21 protein-coding genes are annotated in these 17,706 nt (G+C 59.0%); 14 read left to right on the top strand and 7 right to left on the bottom strand.

All coding sequences use genetic code 11. The features are described from left to right. Positions 1-67: 67 nt before the first annotated feature. Positions 68-1,792 (bottom strand): fatty acyl-AMP ligase, encoded by a 1,725-nt coding sequence (locus tag RSE16_09130; protein ID WRH74882.1) that lies wholly within the window; start codon positions 1,790-1,792, stop codon positions 68-70. 119 nt (positions 1,793-1,911) lie between these two features. Here RSE16_09130 and RSE16_09125 point away from each other — a divergent pair, with 119 nt between their 5' ends. Beyond that, positions 1,912-2,418 carry a regulatory protein RecX gene (locus RSE16_09125; protein WRH74881.1) on the top strand — a complete coding sequence of 169 codons (507 nt, stop codon included), beginning with the start codon at positions 1,912-1,914 and terminating at the stop codon, positions 2,416-2,418. Positions 2,419-2,422: 4 nt separating this feature from the next. Then, on the top strand, positions 2,423-3,067 hold the full coding sequence (locus tag RSE16_09120) for a peptidylprolyl isomerase (GenBank protein WRH74880.1): 645 nt from the start codon (positions 2,423-2,425) through the stop codon (positions 3,065-3,067). A 107-nt stretch (positions 3,068-3,174) separates the two neighbouring features. Here the strand turns inward: RSE16_09120 and RSE16_09115 are convergent, their stop codons facing one another. Continuing rightward, on the bottom strand, positions 3,175-3,561 hold the full coding sequence (locus RSE16_09115; protein WRH74879.1) for a DUF559 domain-containing protein: 387 nt from the start codon (positions 3,559-3,561) through the stop codon (positions 3,175-3,177). 52 nt (positions 3,562-3,613) lie between these two features. Then, on the bottom strand, positions 3,614-5,122 hold the full coding sequence (locus tag RSE16_09110) for a YifB family Mg chelatase-like AAA ATPase (GenBank protein ID WRH74878.1): 1,509 nt from the start codon (positions 5,120-5,122) through the stop codon (positions 3,614-3,616). A gap of 164 nt (positions 5,123-5,286) precedes the next feature. On the opposite strand from RSE16_09110, the gene RSE16_09105 reads away from it, so the two are divergent. From RSE16_09105 to RSE16_09065, 9 genes are all read left to right on the top strand, one after another. Beyond that, entirely contained in the window at positions 5,287-6,000 is a 714-nt protein-coding gene (locus tag RSE16_09105; GenBank protein WRH74877.1) for a hypothetical protein, read from the top strand. An 81-nt stretch (positions 6,001-6,081) separates the two neighbouring features. After that, on the top strand, positions 6,082-6,453 hold the full coding sequence (locus tag RSE16_09100) for a DUF1428 domain-containing protein (protein ID WRH74876.1): 372 nt from the start codon (positions 6,082-6,084) through the stop codon (positions 6,451-6,453). A 100-nt stretch (positions 6,454-6,553) separates the two neighbouring features. Beyond that, a complete protein-coding gene (locus tag RSE16_09095; GenBank protein WRH74875.1) occupies positions 6,554-6,904 on the top strand; it encodes a hypothetical protein in 351 nt (116 codons plus the stop codon). 114 nt (positions 6,905-7,018) lie between these two features. Beyond that, positions 7,019-7,153, top strand: a complete 135-nt coding sequence (rpmH, locus tag RSE16_09090; protein WRH74874.1) for a 50S ribosomal protein L34 — start codon at positions 7,019-7,021, stop codon at positions 7,151-7,153. A gap of 26 nt (positions 7,154-7,179) precedes the next feature. Next, positions 7,180-7,515 carry a ribonuclease P protein component gene (rnpA, locus tag RSE16_09085; protein WRH74873.1) on the top strand — a complete coding sequence of 112 codons (336 nt, stop codon included), beginning with the start codon at positions 7,180-7,182 and terminating at the stop codon, positions 7,513-7,515. Beyond that, on the top strand, positions 7,512-7,724 hold the full coding sequence (gene yidD, locus RSE16_09080) for a membrane protein insertion efficiency factor YidD (GenBank protein ID WRH74872.1): 213 nt from the start codon (positions 7,512-7,514) through the stop codon (positions 7,722-7,724). The genes rnpA and yidD overlap by 4 nt, the downstream gene beginning before the upstream one ends. A 37-nt stretch (positions 7,725-7,761) precedes the next feature. Next, positions 7,762-9,552 carry a membrane protein insertase YidC gene (gene yidC / locus RSE16_09075; GenBank protein WRH74871.1) on the top strand — a complete coding sequence of 597 codons (1,791 nt, stop codon included), beginning with the start codon at positions 7,762-7,764 and terminating at the stop codon, positions 9,550-9,552. 64 nt (positions 9,553-9,616) lie between these two features. After that, positions 9,617-10,228, top strand: coding sequence for a ribosome biogenesis GTP-binding protein YihA/YsxC (yihA, locus tag RSE16_09070; GenBank protein ID WRH74870.1), 612 nt, complete (start codon positions 9,617-9,619; stop codon positions 10,226-10,228). A gap of 86 nt (positions 10,229-10,314) precedes the next feature. Further along, positions 10,315-10,986 carry a glutathione S-transferase family protein gene (locus RSE16_09065; protein ID WRH74869.1) on the top strand — a complete coding sequence of 224 codons (672 nt, stop codon included), beginning with the start codon at positions 10,315-10,317 and terminating at the stop codon, positions 10,984-10,986. A 32-nt stretch (positions 10,987-11,018) separates the two neighbouring features. Here the strand turns inward: RSE16_09065 and RSE16_09060 are convergent, their stop codons facing one another. After that, positions 11,019-11,483 (bottom strand): cupin domain-containing protein, encoded by a 465-nt coding sequence (locus tag RSE16_09060; GenBank protein WRH74868.1) that lies wholly within the window; start codon positions 11,481-11,483, stop codon positions 11,019-11,021. Positions 11,484-11,620: 137 nt separating this feature from the next. Between RSE16_09060 and dapE the strand changes: the two genes are divergently transcribed. Then, entirely contained in the window at positions 11,621-12,760 is a 1,140-nt protein-coding gene (gene dapE, locus RSE16_09055; GenBank protein WRH74867.1) for a succinyl-diaminopimelate desuccinylase, read from the top strand. A gap of 26 nt (positions 12,761-12,786) precedes the next feature. On the opposite strand, the gene RSE16_09050 is transcribed toward dapE, so the two are convergent. The 3 genes from RSE16_09050 to RSE16_09040 are packed head-to-tail and all read right to left on the bottom strand — an operon-like array spanning position 12,787 to position 15,269. After that, positions 12,787-13,350 (bottom strand): Smr/MutS family protein, encoded by a 564-nt coding sequence (locus tag RSE16_09050; GenBank protein WRH74866.1) that lies wholly within the window; start codon positions 13,348-13,350, stop codon positions 12,787-12,789. Continuing rightward, entirely contained in the window at positions 13,347-14,594 is a 1,248-nt protein-coding gene (locus RSE16_09045; GenBank protein ID WRH74865.1) for a murein transglycosylase A, read from the bottom strand. Before RSE16_09045 ends, RSE16_09050 begins: the two co-directional genes overlap by 4 nt. A 12-nt stretch (positions 14,595-14,606) precedes the next feature. After that, complete coding sequence (locus RSE16_09040; GenBank protein ID WRH74864.1) at positions 14,607-15,269, bottom strand: Tim44/TimA family putative adaptor protein; 663 nt, start codon at positions 15,267-15,269, stop codon at positions 14,607-14,609. A gap of 288 nt (positions 15,270-15,557) precedes the next feature. Between RSE16_09040 and secB the strand changes: the two genes are divergently transcribed. Together secB and murJ are read left to right on the top strand one after the other, a co-directional pair. Further along, the gene (gene secB / locus RSE16_09035; protein WRH74863.1) at positions 15,558-16,067 is read left to right on the top strand and encodes a protein-export chaperone SecB; all 510 of its coding nucleotides are present in this window, start codon (positions 15,558-15,560) and stop codon (positions 16,065-16,067) included. A gap of 25 nt (positions 16,068-16,092) precedes the next feature. Next, entirely contained in the window at positions 16,093-17,700 is a 1,608-nt protein-coding gene (gene murJ / locus RSE16_09030) for a murein biosynthesis integral membrane protein MurJ (protein ID WRH74862.1), read from the top strand. Positions 17,701-17,706 lie beyond the last annotated feature (6 nt).

Genomic DNA, 17,706 nt, shown 5'->3' with positions numbered 1-17,706 from the left:
GTGCGGCATAACTGCCGAAACTTACTTAATCGTAAGCGCCCCGTTCAGAAACCAACTTAAGATCTATTCAGGCAGCAATCGCATAAGGCTGAATCTCGCCCGACAGATACAGATTGCGAGCTTTTGCGCGGCTCAACTTGCCCGAACTGGTCCGCGGCAAGGTGCGAGGCGGCACCAATTCAACCAAGCAATTCATCCCCGTCACCGAACGGACCTTGTCCTTGATCTGCTCGCGCAACTTCGCGCGCTCACTCTCATCGGACGTACGGCACTGCACGAGCACAGCCGGGGTTTCCTCACCACCATTGGTGACAGCGAAAGCCGCGATATCTCCGGCCTTGAAACCCGGCAATTGTTCGACCGCCCATTCGATATCCTGCGGCCAATAATTCTTGCCATTGATGATGATCATATCCTTGGCACGGCCAACAATATAGATATAACCGTTTGAAAGATAACCCATATCACCAGTATCGAGCCAGCCATCCTGCATGCATGCCTCGGTCGATTCCGGATCACGGAAATAACCAACCATCAAGGACGGCCCTGTGCACCACACCTTTCCGATCACGCGGTCGGGCAGAATATTGCCGTCGGCATCACGCACCTCGATCTTCATATCCTTTGCAGCCTTGCCGCAATTGACGATCGCACGATAGCGCGTCGGGCGATCATTGGACCCGGGAACGCCGGTCAATTCGCTTTCCTCGACCAGTTCGACCTGTATCCCTTCACCCGGCGGCATGATCGAGACAGCAAGTGTCGCCTCGGCAAGGCCATAGCTGGGCAGGAAGGAACTGGCCTTGAAGCCAGCATCGCCAAATGCATCGACAAAGGCCTGCATCACATCGGGACGGATCATGTCCGCCCCATTGCCCGCAAGCCGCCAATGGTCGAGCTTGAAGCGTTCTGAAACCTGGCTCTGGCTGGAAATGCGGCGCGCGCAAATGTCATAACCGAAAGTCGGCGAATAGCTGATTACCGTGCCATCGGCGCGGCTGACCATATCGAGCCATGCGAGCGGACGGCGGGCGAAATCTTCGGTCTTCATATAATCGGTCGACACCTGATTGGCGACGACTGAGAGGAAGCACCCCACCAGCCCCATGTCATGATACCAGGGCAACCAGGATACGCAGCGATCCATCGCCTGCAATTGCATGCCATGGCTATGCGCCGAAAGATTGTTGAGCAGCGCATGGTGCGACACGGCAACACCGTGCGGGAAACGCGTCGAACCGCTGGAATATTGCAGATAGCAAATTTCGTCAGTCTTCGCGGGCGGCAAATCGGTCTTCAACGCAATACGATCATTGAATTCCGCCCAATCAATCCCTTCGACGTTGCAGCGCTTGGCTGCTTCGCCAGCCATTTCGGCCAGTTCGGGCGGGAAAAAGAGGATCGACGGATCGCAGCTTTTCAACTGCACCATGATCTGGTCGATATAGCTTTCCTTGCCGCCAAAACTGGTTGGCAAAGGCAGCGGCACCGGCCAGGCCCCAGCATAGACGCAACCGAAGAAAAGTGCGGCAAATTCAGGCCCGGTTTCGGCGATCACCGCGATCCGGTCTTCCTTTTTAACACCATGGCTGATCAGCCGGTAAGCTGCATCAAGCGCATCCTTGCGCATCTCGCTGAACGGATAGGAACGCGCAAGTTGACCGCGCATGTCATGAAAGTTCAGGCCTCTTTGGCCCTGCGCTGCATAGTCCAGCGCATCTCCCAATGTCTCAAAGTCTGAAAACCGGCGCTCCAGCGTATCGCAGGAGGGCGTAGGTGTTAGACCGGTCATGAGCGTTCCCTTATTATTGCGACCCCGATTTGACCTTCTTTTACCCGCTCTTTGGAGTTCAAAATTCGACCCGACTGTGGCAACAATGCGGCGTGGCCGAAGAACGCAGACCCAATAAGGTGCGCAAGCCCCTGAATCCGCTGAAGCTGCGCGATCTCGCGCTGCGCTATGTTGGCCGATATGCAACCAGTCGCAAGAAGCTGTCCGATTATCTTGGCCGCAAGCTGCACGAGCGCGGCTGGGACAGCGAAGAGGCAGTCAATATCGATGCGCTGATCGACGATTTTGCAAGACTTGGCTATATCGACGACGCCGCTTTTGCCGCCGCCCGCGCCCGCACCATGGCGGCCCGCGGCCTTGGCGCACGCCGGGTGCATGAAGATCTGCGCGCCAAGGGGATAGCCGAAAACGACGCCGAAGACGCCCGCAGCGAAACCGATGCGCAAAAATGGCAATCGGCAGACCGTTTTGCCGAACGCAAGCGCATTGGCCCTTATGCGACCGAAGCTGCAACGGACGAACTGAAACGCAAACAATTCGCGGCCTTCCTGCGTGCGGGCCATGATTTCGAAATTGCACGCAAATATGTCACCGCTTTGCCAGGCACAGTTTTGGAGGCAGATTGAAGCCATGAACCGCCGATTCGTCCTTGCGGCGCTGCCGCTGATCTTCTTGCTCACCGCCGCTACTCCGCCGAAAAAGCCAGCCGTACCGCCTGCGCCTTTGCCTGATCTGGTGAAGATCGTGCTGGCGACCGAATTGGGCCCGATAGAGCTTGAACTCGACGCGAAGCGGGCCCCGATCGCGACGCGCAATTTCGTGCGTTATGTCGACCAGCGCCGCTTCGATGGCATCACATTCTACCGTGCGATGAAATTGGCATGGGGCGAACAGCCCAATGGGCTGATCCAGGCGGGAACGCGCGGCGATCCGAGGCGGGATCTGCCGCCAATCGCGCATGAGACAACCGATCAAACCGGGATATTGCATAGGGCCGGCAGCATTTCGATGGCGCGCTGGGCACCCGGGACCGCGCGTGGCGATTTCTCGATCCTCTTGTCGGACATGCCCAGCCTTGATGCCGATCCGAAATCGACCGATCCCGAAGCCCGGGCCGGCTATACGGCGTTCGGCAGGGTTACCGCAGGCATGGATATCGTAAAGCAGATTTTTGATTCCCCCATCTCCCCAACGCTTGGCGAAGGCGCGATGCGCGGACAGATGATTGCGAAACCGGTTAAAGTGCTTACGGCCCGGCGGATGCTAACGCCATAGTGTAAACCAGCCCTCCCCTAACCCCTCCCGCACGCGGGAGGGGGATATTTAAGAAGCGTATTCAGTCCCCCTCCCGCTTGCGGGACGTTGATGTTTAAGTAACGTATTCAGTCCCCCTCCCGCTTGCGGGAGGGGCTAGGGGAGGGCCCGAGAGCGAGCATGATGGTCTCAACTACGCCCTCTAGATTTTGCGTCACATCGTCATTTGTAAATCGCAAAACGCGATAGCCTTGTGTTTTCAAAAACTGATCCCGTTTCGCATCGTAATTGTGCCGGATATCGTGAGAAAAACCATCAATCTCGACAACCAACCTAGCTGAACGGCTAACGAGATCGCAGAAATAGGGTCCAATCTGAAACTGCCGGGTAAAGCGATGACCTGATAGCTTAGCTCCGGAAACTGCGCGCCAGAGTTTTCGTTCGGCTGGCGATGCGCCGAGCCGCAATTCCCGTGACCGATCTATGTCGCGCTTCCGAAATTCAGGGCGTTTCATAACGATTGGCCCTCCCCTAACCCCTCCCGCACGCGGGAGGGGGATTATCTGGTTAGTTCCTCGGCGGTTGCCTGCGATAGGATAGCGCCTCGGCGATGTGGATCCGTCCGGTTGTCGCGCAGCCGGCAAGGTCGGCGATGGTGCGCGCGACGCGCAAAATGCGGGTATAGCCTCGGGCAGACAGCCGCATCGCCTCGCTCGCCTGTGCCAATAATCGCTGCCCCGGTTCATCAGGCGTGGCATGGGCATCCAGCAACTCTCCGTTCAGTTCGGCATTGGTGCGACAGCCAGAACCGGCCAGTCTTTCGGTCTGCACTTGCCGCGCGGTGAGCACGCGGGCAGAAACCTGGTCGGATCCTTCGGCGGGGGATGGCAGAACCAGATCAGCCGCACTGACAGCCTCTACCTCAACATGCAGGTCAATCCGGTCGAGCAGTGGGCCTGAAACCTTGGATTGGTAATCGGCGGCGCAGCGTGGTGCCCGGCTGCAAGCAAGCGCGGCATCGCCCAGATGGCCGCAGCGACAAGGGTTCATCGCCGCCACCAGCTGCACCCGGGCTGGAAAGGTCACATGGCTGTTCGCGCGGGCCACACTAACCTCACCCGTCTCCAAGGGTTGGCGTAAACTATCGAGTACAACTCTCTGAAATTCGGGTAATTCATCCAAGAATAATATACCCAGATGGGCAAGGCTGACTTCACCCGGCCGCACCTTCAGCCCGCCGCCGACCAGCGCTGGCATGGATGCACTGTGATGCGGAGCGCGAAAAGGCCGATTACGGGAAATGCGCCCGCCTTCAAGCATGCCCGCGACCGACGCAATCATCGAAACCTCCAGCGCCTCTGCCGGGGTCAATTCGGGCAATATTCCCGGCAAGCAAGAAGCAAGCAACGATTTCCCGGCACCGGGCGGGCCGATCATGAGCAGATTATGCCCCCCTGCCGCTGCGATTTCGAGCGCACGCTTCGCCGTTTCCTGCCCTTTTACCTGCTTCAGATCGGGGCCACGTAAAGGCGCTTGAGCATGGCCCGGTTCGGGCGGACGCAACAGCCCCTGCCCTTTCAGATGGTTGAGCAGAGACAGGAGATCGGGCGCGGCGACCACCTCTATCTGCCCTGCCCAGGCGGCCTCGGCACCCTGCACGGCGGGGCAGATCAAACCCATCTGCCGCGATGACGCATTGAGCGCGGCGAGCAGCACACCGGGCGATGCGGCAACCCGCCCATCAAGGCCAAGTTCGCCAACCACGACATAATGCGATAAAGCCTCCCCATCGATCAGCCCCATGGCCGAAAGCAACGCCAGCGCGATTGGCAGATCGTAATGCGATCCTTCCTTGGGCAAGTCAGCCGGCGACAAGTTTACGGTGATCCGTTTGGGCGGCAGCGACAGGCCCAACGCGGCAATGGCCGAACGCACCCGTTCGCGGCTTTCTGCGACGGCCTTGTCGGGCAGGCCAACAACGGTAAAGGCCACCATGCCGGGCGCCACCTGACACTGAACCTCTACGGCGCGGGCATCAAGGCCCAGATAAGCGACGGTGGAAACGGTTGCGACCATGGCCAAGCAATCCCGGACAAAGGGTTTGAACTTGCGCCATTTTGGCCACCACGCGCTGGGCGCTTGATAGCATGAAAGCGCTTGATGGCAAATCATCGCTAAGCCCGCCTTAACCGTTGGTGCAGAGGGTTTTGCAACCTGCCTGCGGCCATGATCATCCGGCCATGGCGTATCAACAGCCCTTTCCAATCGGCCTTGCCGGCTTGCTTGCCCTGATCCTTTCAGTGGTGCCCTGCCATGCTGCAACGCTGGAAACAGCGGTTGAGATTTATGATGTCGCAATCACGTCAGAAGATGCCGACGCTTCGGTGGCTGAGCGGTCAATTGCACCCGTCGTTGGCGAAATAGCGCCGAGCCGCAGTCCACTGGCAAGTTTCGGCCCGTTCCATATGATCTCCGCCGACCGGGCGGAACTGATCGGCAGCATCGAAAGCGATACGCCGGCCCAATTTTCGGCCTTGCTTCGTGCCTTTCCCACATTGCGCCAGATCGACATGGTCGAATGCCCGGGCACGGGTGACGATAGCGCCAATCTTGCGCTGGCGCGGATGGTACGGCGTCAGGGCGTCACCATGCACGTCCCTGCCGGCGGATCGGTGCGTTCTGGCGGTGTGGAGTTGTTCCTTGCCGGCGTTCGGCGCAGCGCCGCGCCCAGCGCCGAATTTGCCGTGCATAGCTGGCGCGACGAGGATGGCTATGAGGCCGAAGACTTTGCCGCCGATGATCCCGTGCATCTCGAATATATCGCTTTCTACCGCGAAATAGGGATGAGCGATGCCAAAGCCCGCGCCTTTTACGCGCTGACCAACAGCGCCGCGCATGACGATGCACTCTATCTCGGCCCGCACGATCTGGCCCGCTTTGTGCCACTGAACTAATCGAAATTTTCGCCACAAAGACCTTTGGGCGGCAGGACAAAGTTTGATATCCTTCGCTGCACGGGGCGAAGGAGGACTGACATGACATATATCGACGGTTTCGTGATCGCCTGCCCCAAGGCCAAAAAACAGGATTTCATCGACCATGCCAGCCGGTCCGATGGAATGTTCATCGAAATGGGAGCGTTGCGGGTGATCGAATGCTGGGCCGATGACGTCCCCGAAGGCAAGCTCACCGATTTCCGCATGGCCGTAAAGGCCGAACCGGATGAGGATGTTATCTTTAGCTGGATCGAATGGCCCGACAAGGCGACGCGGGACAAGGCCTATGCGCAAATGATGGACCCGACCAATGCCGACCCGCGCATGGACCCGGAAAAAAATCCCGTCCCGTTCGATGGCAAGCGGATGATCTTTGGCGGATTTACGCCCGTCCTCGACATGGTGTCTTAAGGTTGACCCTAAAGGTCGAGCAGGCGCGTCCGCACCTGTTTATATTGCTGCCGCGCGCATATTCCTTGTTTCGCCACAATCATTGCCCACATGGGCAAACATGAACGGCAAATTCAGGCAGACGCCTAAAAAGCTGAGCGAAATGCGCCCATTCCAGTGGGTGATGATCGTGCTCGGCTGGATGCTGCTCTTGCTCGCCCCAATCGTCAGCCCGCTGCCCGGGCCTGCAGGCTTTGCCTGTTTCTTTCTGGGATCGGTGCTGATCCTCAAAAATTCGCTATGGGCGAAGAAGCAATATGCACGGCACGGCAAACGCCACCCCGAATATGGCGAATGGTTGAACTGGCTTTTGCGGCGCAAGCGGTTTCGCAAAAGGCCGCCCTTTCCGCCGGTGAAGCGCGACCTTGCAATCTGGTTCGGGCGCATGAAAAAGCGCCTTCGACTGCTCTAGTCGATGTTGACTTTTGACAGCCCTGTCCATAAAGGCGCGCTCAACAAAGGCGGTCGCCGCAAGATTCGGCGGCTGTTTTCATTTTGAACAACGAAAATTCCAAGGATCACGCACATGAAGCGCACCTTTCAACCGAGCAATCTCGTCCGCGCCCGTCGCCACGGTTTCCGTCTGCGTATGTCGACGGCAAGCGGCCGTGCGATCCTGAATGCGCGCCGCGCCCGCGGCCGCAAAAAGCTGTCGGCCTGATTCGACACGATCCCGGTTGCCGCACCATGCGCGGCTATCTGGTCATCAAGAAAAGGCCGGACTTTCTGGCCGCCAACCGGGGGAAGCGCTATGCAACTCCCGGTTTTGTTTTGCTGGTCCACGACAGGGGCGATGCCGACCCGGCAAAGCGGCTGGGCATCACCATTACCAAGAAGGTCGGAAATGCGGTGATCCGCAACCGGATGCGCCGGCGCTTTCGCGAGCTGGCGCGCGAATTGCTCCCCGAACTTGGCAAATCCGGCGCCGACCATATCCTGATCGGCCGCGATGGCGGGATTGAGCGGGATTTCGGTCAATTGCGCGAAGAGATGACAAAGGCGCTGAAAAAGGTGGCGCAATGATCGCCCGCCTGCTGATTCTGGTTGCTCGAGGGTGGCAAATCGGGCCTTCGCGTATCCTGCCGCCCACTTGCCGCTATGCGCCAAGCTGTTCGGCCTACGCGATCGAGGCGTTGCAGAAACATGGCGCGATTAAGGGTGGCTGGCTGGCGATGAAACGGCTATTGCGCTGCCATCCTTGGGGCGGGCACGGATATGATCCAGTACCTTGACCTATTTCCAAGACTTGAATTGACGGGGAATTTTTGAGTGGAAGACCGGCGTAACATCATCCTGGCGGTAGTGCTGACAGGACTTATCCTTTTCGGCTGGCCCTATATCGCAGGCTATTTCTTCCCGACCCCGCCTGCGGAGAAAACCGCAACGGCGAGCGCAAGCGGCACCACCAGCGCAGCAACGCCTGCCGCCGATGGCACGCCCACGACTCCAAGCGCCGATATTGCAACCCCGGCCGCACCTGCAAAAACCGTAACACTCGCATCAGCTCTGGCGGCTAACCCGCGCGTTCTGGTCGAAACACCGAAGCTGAAAGGTTCGATCAACCTTGAAGGCGCGCGGATTGACGATATCGTTCTCACCGCGCACCGTCAGGAACTGTCGAAAAATTCGCCGGCCGTTCGTCTTTTCGCTCCCTCGGGCACGGCCAGTGCCTATTTCGCCCGTTTTGGTTGGACCGGCACCGGCGCGACTCTGCCAACTGACAAGACAGTCTGGACGCCCAGCGCTAAGACGCTGACGCCGGAAACGCCCGTCACCTTGACATGGACCAATCCCGAAGGGCAGCGGTTCGACATCAAATTGTCGATCGACGAACATTATCTGATCAGCGCCGAGCAGAGCTTTACCAACGCCGCTGGCCTGCCGACCGCCAATGTCGCACCGTTCGGCCTGATCACCCGCAAAGGTGCCCCCGCCGATGCGACCAAGGGCGGTTCGATCTTCACCCAGATCCATATCGGCCCGATGGGCGTGTTCAACGGCCAGCCCAATTATGAATGGGGTTATGACCAGGTTGCCGAAGCGCCCGGCGGCAAGGTGGATTTTGCGACCACCGGCGGCTGGAACGGCCTGACTGACAAATATTGGCTCGCCGCGCTGATCCCTGACCAGAAGGTGCCGGTAAAGGCCGAGTTTCGGTCGGAAGGCGGCTTCAACTGGGCCAATGTGCGCAACGCGCAACTGACCGCAGTCGATGCCGGCCAGACCGTCAGCCAGACATCGCGTCTCTTTGCCGGTGCGAAGGAATTTGAAGAACTGCGCAATTACACCGACACGCTCGGCATTCCCTATCTGGATTATTCGATCGATTGGGGCTGGTTCTGGTTCATCGCCATTCCCTTCCAAAAACTGCTGATCTGGCTTTTCGATCTGGTCGGCAATTTCGGCGTCGCGATCATCGGCCTGACGATTATCGTCCGCCTGTTCATGTACCCCGTTGCGCAAAAGCAATTTGCCTCAATGGCAGGCATGCGCGCCGTGCAGCCGAAGATGAAAGAGCTTCAGGAGCGCTATAAGGACGACAAGCCGAAGATGCAGCAGGAGTTGATGAAGCTGTATCAGGAAGAAAAGATCAATCCGCTTGCCGGCTGTCTGCCCATCTTGTTGCAGATTCCGATCTTTTTCGCGCTGTACAAAATCCTGATGTTGTCGGTGGAAATGCGCCACCAGCCGTTCATCCTTTGGCTGAAGGACCTTTCGGCACCCGACCCGTTGACCCCAATCAACCTGTTCGGCCTTTTGCCCTTCACGCCACCGGCCTTCATCGCAATCGGCGTGCTGCCGATCCTGCTGGGCATCACCATGTGGCTGATGCAGCGCCTGAACCCGCAGCCGATGGACGAAGTCCAAAAACAGGTCTTTGCGATCATGCCCTGGTTCCTGATGTTCATCATGGCACCCTTCGCAGCGGGCCTGCAACTCTACTGGGTCGTTTCGAACCTCATTTCGATCGCCCAGCAGAAATGGCTCTATTCGCGCCACCCGATCCTGAAGGAACAGATGGCGAAGGAAGAAGCCGAAAAGAAAAAGGCGAAAGCCTGAGCGCCGCGTCGCCCCGGTCAAGACCGGGGCGGCAGCGGCATTCACCGGCGTGACGGAGATCATTATGGATACGAAAATCTTCTCAGGCCCGGTCAACTTCCTGAAATCGGCCCCGGGTCTTGAATTCCTGCCCGATGCAGATGTGCCGGAAATCGCCTTTGCCGGCCGGTCGAATGTTGGCAAGTCGAGCTTGATCAACGCGTTGGTCAACCGCAACGGCCTAGCCCGCGCATCGAACACGCCGGGGCGCACACAGGAACTGAATTTTTTCGATGTAGGCGAGCCGCCGCTGTTCCGCATCTGCGATATGCCCGGCTATGGCTATGCCAAGGCACCGATCAAGACCGTGCAGAAATGGCGCTATCTGGTGAATGACTATCTGCGCGGAAGGCAGGTGCTGAAACGCACCTTTCTCCTCATCGACAGCCGCCATGGCGTAAAGGAAGTCGATCGCGAAATCATGAAAATGCTCGATGGCGCGGCCGTCAGCTATCGCGTTGTCCTTACCAAGACCGACAAGATCAAGGCCAGCGAACTTGCCGCCGTCGAAGAGGCAACGCTTGCCGAATTGCGCAAGCACAGCGCCGCTTTTCCGCTGATCAACGCAACATCGGCCGAGAAAAAGGGCGGGATCGAAGCGCTTCGCGATGCAGTGCTCGAGGCAGTTGTCAGTTAGACAGTTTGCCAATCATGTCGTCCCCGACTTGATCAGGGCCGACGTCTGCTCTCGACACCGACCGCTTCACCCGCCATTAAAGCGGCATGACCCTCAAACTAATCATCGGCAACAAGGCCTATTCCAGCTGGTCGATGCGCGGCTGGCTTGCCTGCAAGCAGTCCGGCCTCCATTTCGAAGAACTCACCGTTCCGCTTTACGATGAAAGCTGGGACGAACGGAAGCGCGAGGAAGATCTGGCGCCTTCATCCGGGAAGGTACCGATCCTGTGGGATGGCGATGCCGTGATTTGGGACAGTATGGCGATCCTGGAATATCTTGCTGATAAGGTCGGCCGCGACCGTTTCTGGCCCAAGGATGACGTCGCGCGCGGCATGGCCCGGGCAATGTCGTCGGAAATGCATTCAGGCTTTCTGCCGCTGCGTCGCGAATGTTCGATGAACCTGCGCAAGACCTATGAAGATGTGAAAATCAGCGAGGAAACGCGCAACGATGCGCTGCGTATCCTCAGCCTTTGGGCAGAGGCACGCGCACGTTTTGGCGATGACGGGCCCTATCTGTTTGGAACCTATAGCGCTGCAGATATCATGTACGCCCCGGTCGTAACCCGCTTTGTCACCTATGGCTTCACTCTGCCCGGCTTTGCCGCCGCTTATGTCGAGGCAATACTCGCCCACCCTTGGACGCAGCAATGGTACGCCGCCGCGCGGGACGAGCAGTGGGTGATAGAAAGATTTGAGGCAGCACCAGCCAAGTGAATATCTCCCTCCCGCTTACCGGAGGGGAAACCCTATTTCAGCCGCTTAGCTTCATAAGGCGTGCCATCCTTGTGGTAATAGCCTTCTCCGGCAAAGGTCATGTCGATATCCGAATAGGCGCCGCCTAGGCTGCGATCACCCGCGGCGATCGCAATGAAGCTGCAATCGGCATCGCTGCGGTTGACGAGATGGTGGCCATTGGCGACGCCCATCGGCCACGCGGCTACGTCGCCCGGGTGTAGGATGGTCTCACCACTATCCTCGATCAGCACAGCCTCTCCCGACAACATCACCAGCAGTTCGTCCTCGCCTTCATGCCAGTGACGCTGTGACGACCAGCCGCCGGGCTTCAGCACGACATGGCTGGCACCCATCGCCGTCAACCCTGCAACAGGCGCAAGCCGACGCCACCACCGCCCCTTGACCGCATCGTCAAAGGGCGGCGGATAACCTGTGGCGTTTGATTGGGGGATCGTTTCGATATCGATCTTGGGCATGGCTTGGCTTCCTTAATGTTGGACAAATCCTACCCAGCTTGTCATTCCCGCGAAAGCGGGAATCCATGGGCTTAACTGCTGGTTTGAACATCGGCGCTTGACCATGGCTTGTCGATCAAGTGGGGATAACAGAAATTATGACCGAGAGTTTGGCTCTCACTTACGCCCAACGCCTGATTGCATGCGAAAGCGTCACGCCCGCCCACGGCGCGGTATTCGATACGCTGGAGGCGATGCTCGCTCCCATGGGCTTTGCCGTCGAGCGCTTTGTTTCAGGCGCGGATGATGCCGATCCGGCCCATGGCGGGCCTGTGGAAAACCTGTTTGCAATCCGTGGAAAAGGTGGGCGGCATTTTGCCTTTGCCGGCCATGTCGACGTCGTTCCGCCTGGCGCCGGCTGGACGAGCGAACCCTTTGCGCCTGAAATCCGGGGCGATCTGCTCTATGGGCGCGGCGCGGTGGATATGAAGGGCAGCATCGCGGCATTTGTCGCTGCAGTCGAAAAAATTCCCGAAAATGCTGGGACGATCAGCCTGATCATTACCGGTGATGAGGAAGGCCCGGCCATCCATGGCACCCGCGCATTGATAGATCATATGAAGGCACGCGGCACCCTTCCCGAGCTGTGCCTTGTAGGGGAGCCGACCAGCGTCAACCGCTTGGGTGACATGATGAAGGTCGGCCGGCGCGGGTCGGTGAATATGTGGATCACCGTTGAAGGGACGCAGGGCCATGTGGCCTATCCGCATCTTGCCGACAATCCGATCCCCAGACTGATCGCGATCCTTTCGCAGATCAAAGCAATCGAACTCGACCAAGGCACAGAGTTTTTTCAGCCAAGCAATATCGAGATTACCGAATTGCACACGGGCAACCCGGCGACCAATGTGATCCCTGCCAAAGCATTGGCGCGGCTATCTATCCGCTTCAATGATCTGCATAGCGGCGAAAGCCTGGTGGAGATGATCCGCGCGATTGTCGAACCGGGCAGCGGCACTTTGACCGCAATGATTTCGGGGGAAGCATTTCTGACGCCGCCGGGCGAACTGAGCGCGGCGATGGCGGCCATTGTCGAGGAGGTCACCGGCATTGCGCCCGAGGCATCGACCACCGGCGGCACATCGGATGCGCGCTTTCTTTCAAAGCTTTGCCCCGTGGTCGAATTCGGGCTGTGCAATGCAACGATGCACAAGCTGGACGAAGCCGTGGCGATTGCCGACCTTGATGCGCTGGCAGAGATTTACCGCCGGGTAACGCTGCGATTATTGGCGGCGTAAAATCCCTCCCGCCTGCGGCAGGGGGCTTAGCGCTTCAGCACAATATATAAGGCGCCCTCGCCCCCATGGCGCGGATGTGCCTGACGCACCGACGCAATATGCGCGGCATGACGCGAAGAGGCGAGCCAATCGCGCACCACGGATGCGATCGCGCCCCTGCCCTGCCCGCTGGCGCGATCATGGCCGCGTGGCTTGCCGGTCACCAGCAGCAGGACGCGCAGATTCTGGCGGATCGCCTGGTCGAGCATATGATCAAGCCGGGCATGTGCGCCTGCCAGGCCATGACCATGAAGGTCGATGCTGATATCGGGAATGATTGCGCCTTTTTGGAAACGGCGGTCCCAATGCGAATCCAGGCTGCCTTCCACAATCGGCGGCGGTAGTGGCGTTTTTTTCGCCTCGGCCCTGCGTTGACCCGCCGCTCCAAGCGATGGAGCCGGGCTTTTTGCTGCCGCCGTCTTTGCCGGGGCAGCAGGCTCAACAACCGGCGTTGCGTGCAAAGCCACCTTCAACGGATGGAGCGGCTTTACGGTGTCAATCACCCTTTGCCACAAAACGCGTTCCTCCGGATGGAGGCGACGCTGGCTCATGTCCCCGGAATCAGCCGGGCGACCGATGGCTTGGGCAGGAAGATCAATGCGCTGCCGCGTGCGGCCATGCCGCCGGCAATGGCGCGCGCGCGATCACCTGCACCCCAGAAGCTGTCGAAACGGTTCGCGCCCTTAATCGCGCCGCCGGTGTCCTGCGCGACCCAGACGCCATTGGGTTCGGCGCGGTCGAGCGAGAGCCAAACTGGTGCGCCCAACGGCACAAAGCGCGGGTCGACGGCAACACTTGCCTCACCAACCACTGGGAAACCCATCGCGCCAAGCGGCCCGGCACCGGTCAATTCGCGGAAGAAGATGAAGCTTTTATTCTCGTTCATGATCTTCTTCCCCTCTTCGGGGTTTTCGCGCAGGTAGCGGACAATGCCCTGCATTGAGCCATCGGTGATCAGGCCGCGATCCTTCATCAGCTTGCCGATCCCGGTATAACCCCGGCCATTCTGGCTTTCATAACCGATGCGCATCACATTGCCGTCGGGCAGCCGCAATCGACCCGAACCTTGAATTTGAAGGAAGAAGAATTCGACCGGATCGGCCGCAAAGGCGATTTCGAGTCCCCGCCCGGCAAGCGATCCATCGACGATTGCAGCACGCTCGTCATAAGGGATGAGCTTTGCGCCCTCTACCTTGCCGCGCACCGACTTACCCTTCAGGTCGTCGGAAAACTGACCGAGGTCGACATCAATCAAATCGGGTGGCCGGCGGTAAACAGGCACATCAAAACCGGGCTGGCGCGTCCGCGATCCGGCGATTTCGGGCTCGAAATAGCCGGTGACAAAGGCTTTGCCTTCGCCCACCTGCACTGCCTCCATATGCGTTGCGAAGAAGGAGATGGCATCGCCGTCCCAACTTTTCGCCGCATCGCAGGCGGCTTGCCAATCCGCAGGCTGGGTCAGGCCCGATGCATCGTTACGGCGCAAAAGGCCGGGGCAGGATGTACGGAACGAAGCGAGCGCAAGATCGGCCTTGCGTGCATCGACGGGCAGGCTGCCGATCGCAGGACCGCGCAGCACACCCGCGCTCGCGGCAGAGAGCACCTCTCCGCTCACAGCAGCAGCAGCCATCGGTGGAACCGGTGTTGCCGGGATTGGACGGGCTGCGACATCTCCAACGCGCTGTGGAACAGGCTTGCTCGCCGCAGTGGCGGCGCCGCCATTGGGAATGATCCCGCCAGCACAGGCGGAGAGGAGCAAAGATGAAAGTGCGAAGGCGAAAGCGGGTTTCTTCATACCCCGCGTGAATCAGACCTCGTCGGTTTCGTCAAGTTTCCAGTTGCGATCGCCAGATTTGACGTCGCGATAGAAAGTCCAGACGTCATGCGTTTCAACCGCATCGGTCAACGATCCGCCAATGACGTTGCCATCGGCATCCTTTACGAGCGCCGCAATGTCAGCGTCGAAACGGACGCTGATCCGCGCCATCGGATGATCATAGCTCGCATCCACGATGCGCGCTTCGTCAATGCGGACAAGCCGGTTTTCCAGCACTTCGCCCCGGGCGACGCGGCCATCAATGGCTTCGGCAAAACTTTCATAGACATCGTCGTCGCACAGATAGCGCAGCTGATCTTTTTCGCCCTTCCAATAGGCTTCCAAAATCATCCCATAAGCAGATTTGGCGCCTTCAACGAAAAGACCCGCATCAAAGGTGCGATCGGCATTGGCGATGGCACGCAGGCCGCTTTGTGCGGCAGGTTCAAACATCGGACTGTCAAACGTGACCGAAGCCGCGGGCTTTTCACCCGGTGTGGAGGACGTGCGGATGGCAGCCGGCTGGCGCTCCTCACCTGCCGGACGTGCCAGAGGCTCCTGCTCATGCCCGGTGCGTTTACCAAGCACGGAATAGAGCCGGAGGCCGAGAAAAGCGGCAACCATGGCAAGCAATACGATTTCAACAGTCACCATAATCCGTGCCTTATCACAAACTGCCCGAAAATATCAGCGTCAAAATCACCGATATCCGGACTCTCTGGTTAAAGGGCATGAAACCCCGCCCCAACGGCGTCAAGATAGGTATTTGCACGGACAGTTTCAAAGGGCGCCTCTGCAATTTTGCAATACTGAACGAATGGTGGCTTCGTTTCCCTTGGAACAAGAGACTAAAGCATTGCCCTTTGGCCTGCCCACTGCTAGGCGCGCTGCCAACTTCCGGCGACATTTGCGGCCGGGCAATTTGAGGGAAAGCACACAAAAATGGCCGAACTACAGGGCAATATCGTTTCGGATAATCTGAAGGCGAATGGCGAGGATACCGCGCCCGCGGTCGGCATGTTGAGCCAGTATATCAAGGATCTTTCGGTCGAAAATCCGAATGCGCCACACAGCTATAGCTGGGAAGGCAGCCCGCAGATCGATGTGCAGGTCAATATCGAAGTCCATTCGGTCAGCGATGAAGTCAACGAAGTCCTGCTGAAGCTGGGCGTCAAGGCAGAAGCCGAACAGGGCGTGCATTTCAACGTAGAGCTGGAATATGCGACACTTTTCGGGCTGCGAAATGTCGAACCGCAGCATGCGCACCAGTTCCTCTTCGGCGAAGCGCCGCGCCTGATGTTCCCGTTCGCGCGCCGCGTTGTCGCCGATGCCGTTCGCGATGCCGGCTATCCGCCGCTGGTTCTCGAGCCGATCGACTTTAACGGCCTCTATATGCAGCAGCTCGCCCAGGCGCAGGCAACCGCCGAGGCGCAGCCCGCCGGCGAAGCCTGACGGTAAGGCCGCCGGGCGGAACGAGATGGGGCTCGTCCGCAACACGATGACGATTGGCGGGCTGACGCTGGTCAGCCGCGTCTTGGGCCTTGTGCGCGACATGCTGATGGCGCGTTATGTAGGCGCGGGTCTTGCATCGGACGCCTTCCTGATCGCATGGCGGCTTCCAAACCTGTTCAGGGCATTATTTGCCGAAGGCGCCTTCGCGGCAGTCTTTGTGCCAATGTTCAACCGCAAACTTGCCGAGGGCGATGCCCAAAGTGAAGGGCGCGGCCTGATGCTCGCGCGCGCATTTGCCAGCCAGGTACTGTCGGTCCTCTTCCCGTTTCTTATTGTCTTCACGGTCGTGATGATGCTGGCTGCAGGCCCCGTCGTCTGGGCGATGACCGGCGGCTTTCCTGATGGCGGGCAGGAAAAGTTCGAGCTCGCCCGCCATTTGACAATCATCACCTTTCCCTATCTGGGGCTGATCTCGCTCGTGTCCTTGCTGGGCGGCATATTGAACTCGCTCAACCGTTTTTGGGTCAATGCTGCAGCACCCATCTTGCTCAATATCTGCATGATCGTCGCCTTGCTGTTTTTCCGCGGCGACACTGCATTGGACACCGCGGTCACGCAGGCGATCGCGGTTACCATATCCGGCGTATTGCAATTACTCTGGCTGATCTGGGCCTGCCGCAAGGCGGGTGTCAGCCTTAAACTCTCCTTCCCGCGCCTGTCACCCGACGTAAAGATGATGCTCGCGCTAATCGCACCTGCCGCGATTGGCCAAGGCGCGATACAGTTCAACCTGCTCGTTTCGACCTCACTGGCCGCGCGCTTCCTGCCCGAAGGATCGGTGTCGTGGATCTATTATGCAGACCGGTTGAACCAGTTGCCGCTGGGCCTGATTGGCATTGCAATCGGCACAGCAATTCTTCCCGCGCTTTCACGCCAGATTGCAGGCAGCGACCGTCAGGCAGCCTCTGACACACAGAACCGGGCGATCGAACTGGCGTTGTTGTTTGCCCTGCCCGCTGCCGTCGCACTGATCGTTGCGGCCGGTCCGATCATCCATGGCGTCTTCGAACATGGCGAATTCACCCGCCGCGATACGGCAGGCACAGCAGCCGTGCTGGCGGCCTTTTCGCTAGGCGTTCCGGCCTATGTGTTGATCAAGGTGCTGACGCCCGGCTTCTATGCGCGCAATGACACGAAAACGCCGTTGCGGCTTGCGCTCTGGTCGATGCTGGTCAATCTTGTCGGCAATCTCGTGCTGATCTGGCCGCTGCAACATGTCGGCGTCGGAATCGCGACCGCACTGTCCGCCTGGGTCAATGTGCTGCTGCTCTGGATCGTGCTGCGCCGACGCGGTCATATCGCGGCTGACACCCGCCTTCGGGCGAAGGCATGGCGGATTGTCGCTGCGGCAGCAGCGATGGGCGTCGCTTTATGGTTTGGCAACGAGCTGACCGAAGGATTGCTGGGCGATGGCCTGTGGCGGCGCGTGGCCGTTCTAAGCGCGCTGTGCGCGGCTGGTGGGGGCGTTTATGCTCTAGCCATATTCCTGTTCGGCGCGTATCGGCCAGCCGAACTCAAATCGCTGGTCCGTCGTCGCCCTGCTGCTGACGGCGATCCAGCCCCAACCGAATGAATCGAA

It is taken from the genome of Sphingobium sp. (genome assembly GCA_035196065.1).
In the GTDB taxonomy this organism is placed as follows: Bacteria; Pseudomonadota; Alphaproteobacteria; order Sphingomonadales; family Sphingomonadaceae; genus Sphingorhabdus_B; species Sphingorhabdus_B rara.
The sequence above is the reverse complement of the archived record's forward strand: the minus strand, read 5'-3'. Positions and strand labels throughout refer to the sequence as shown.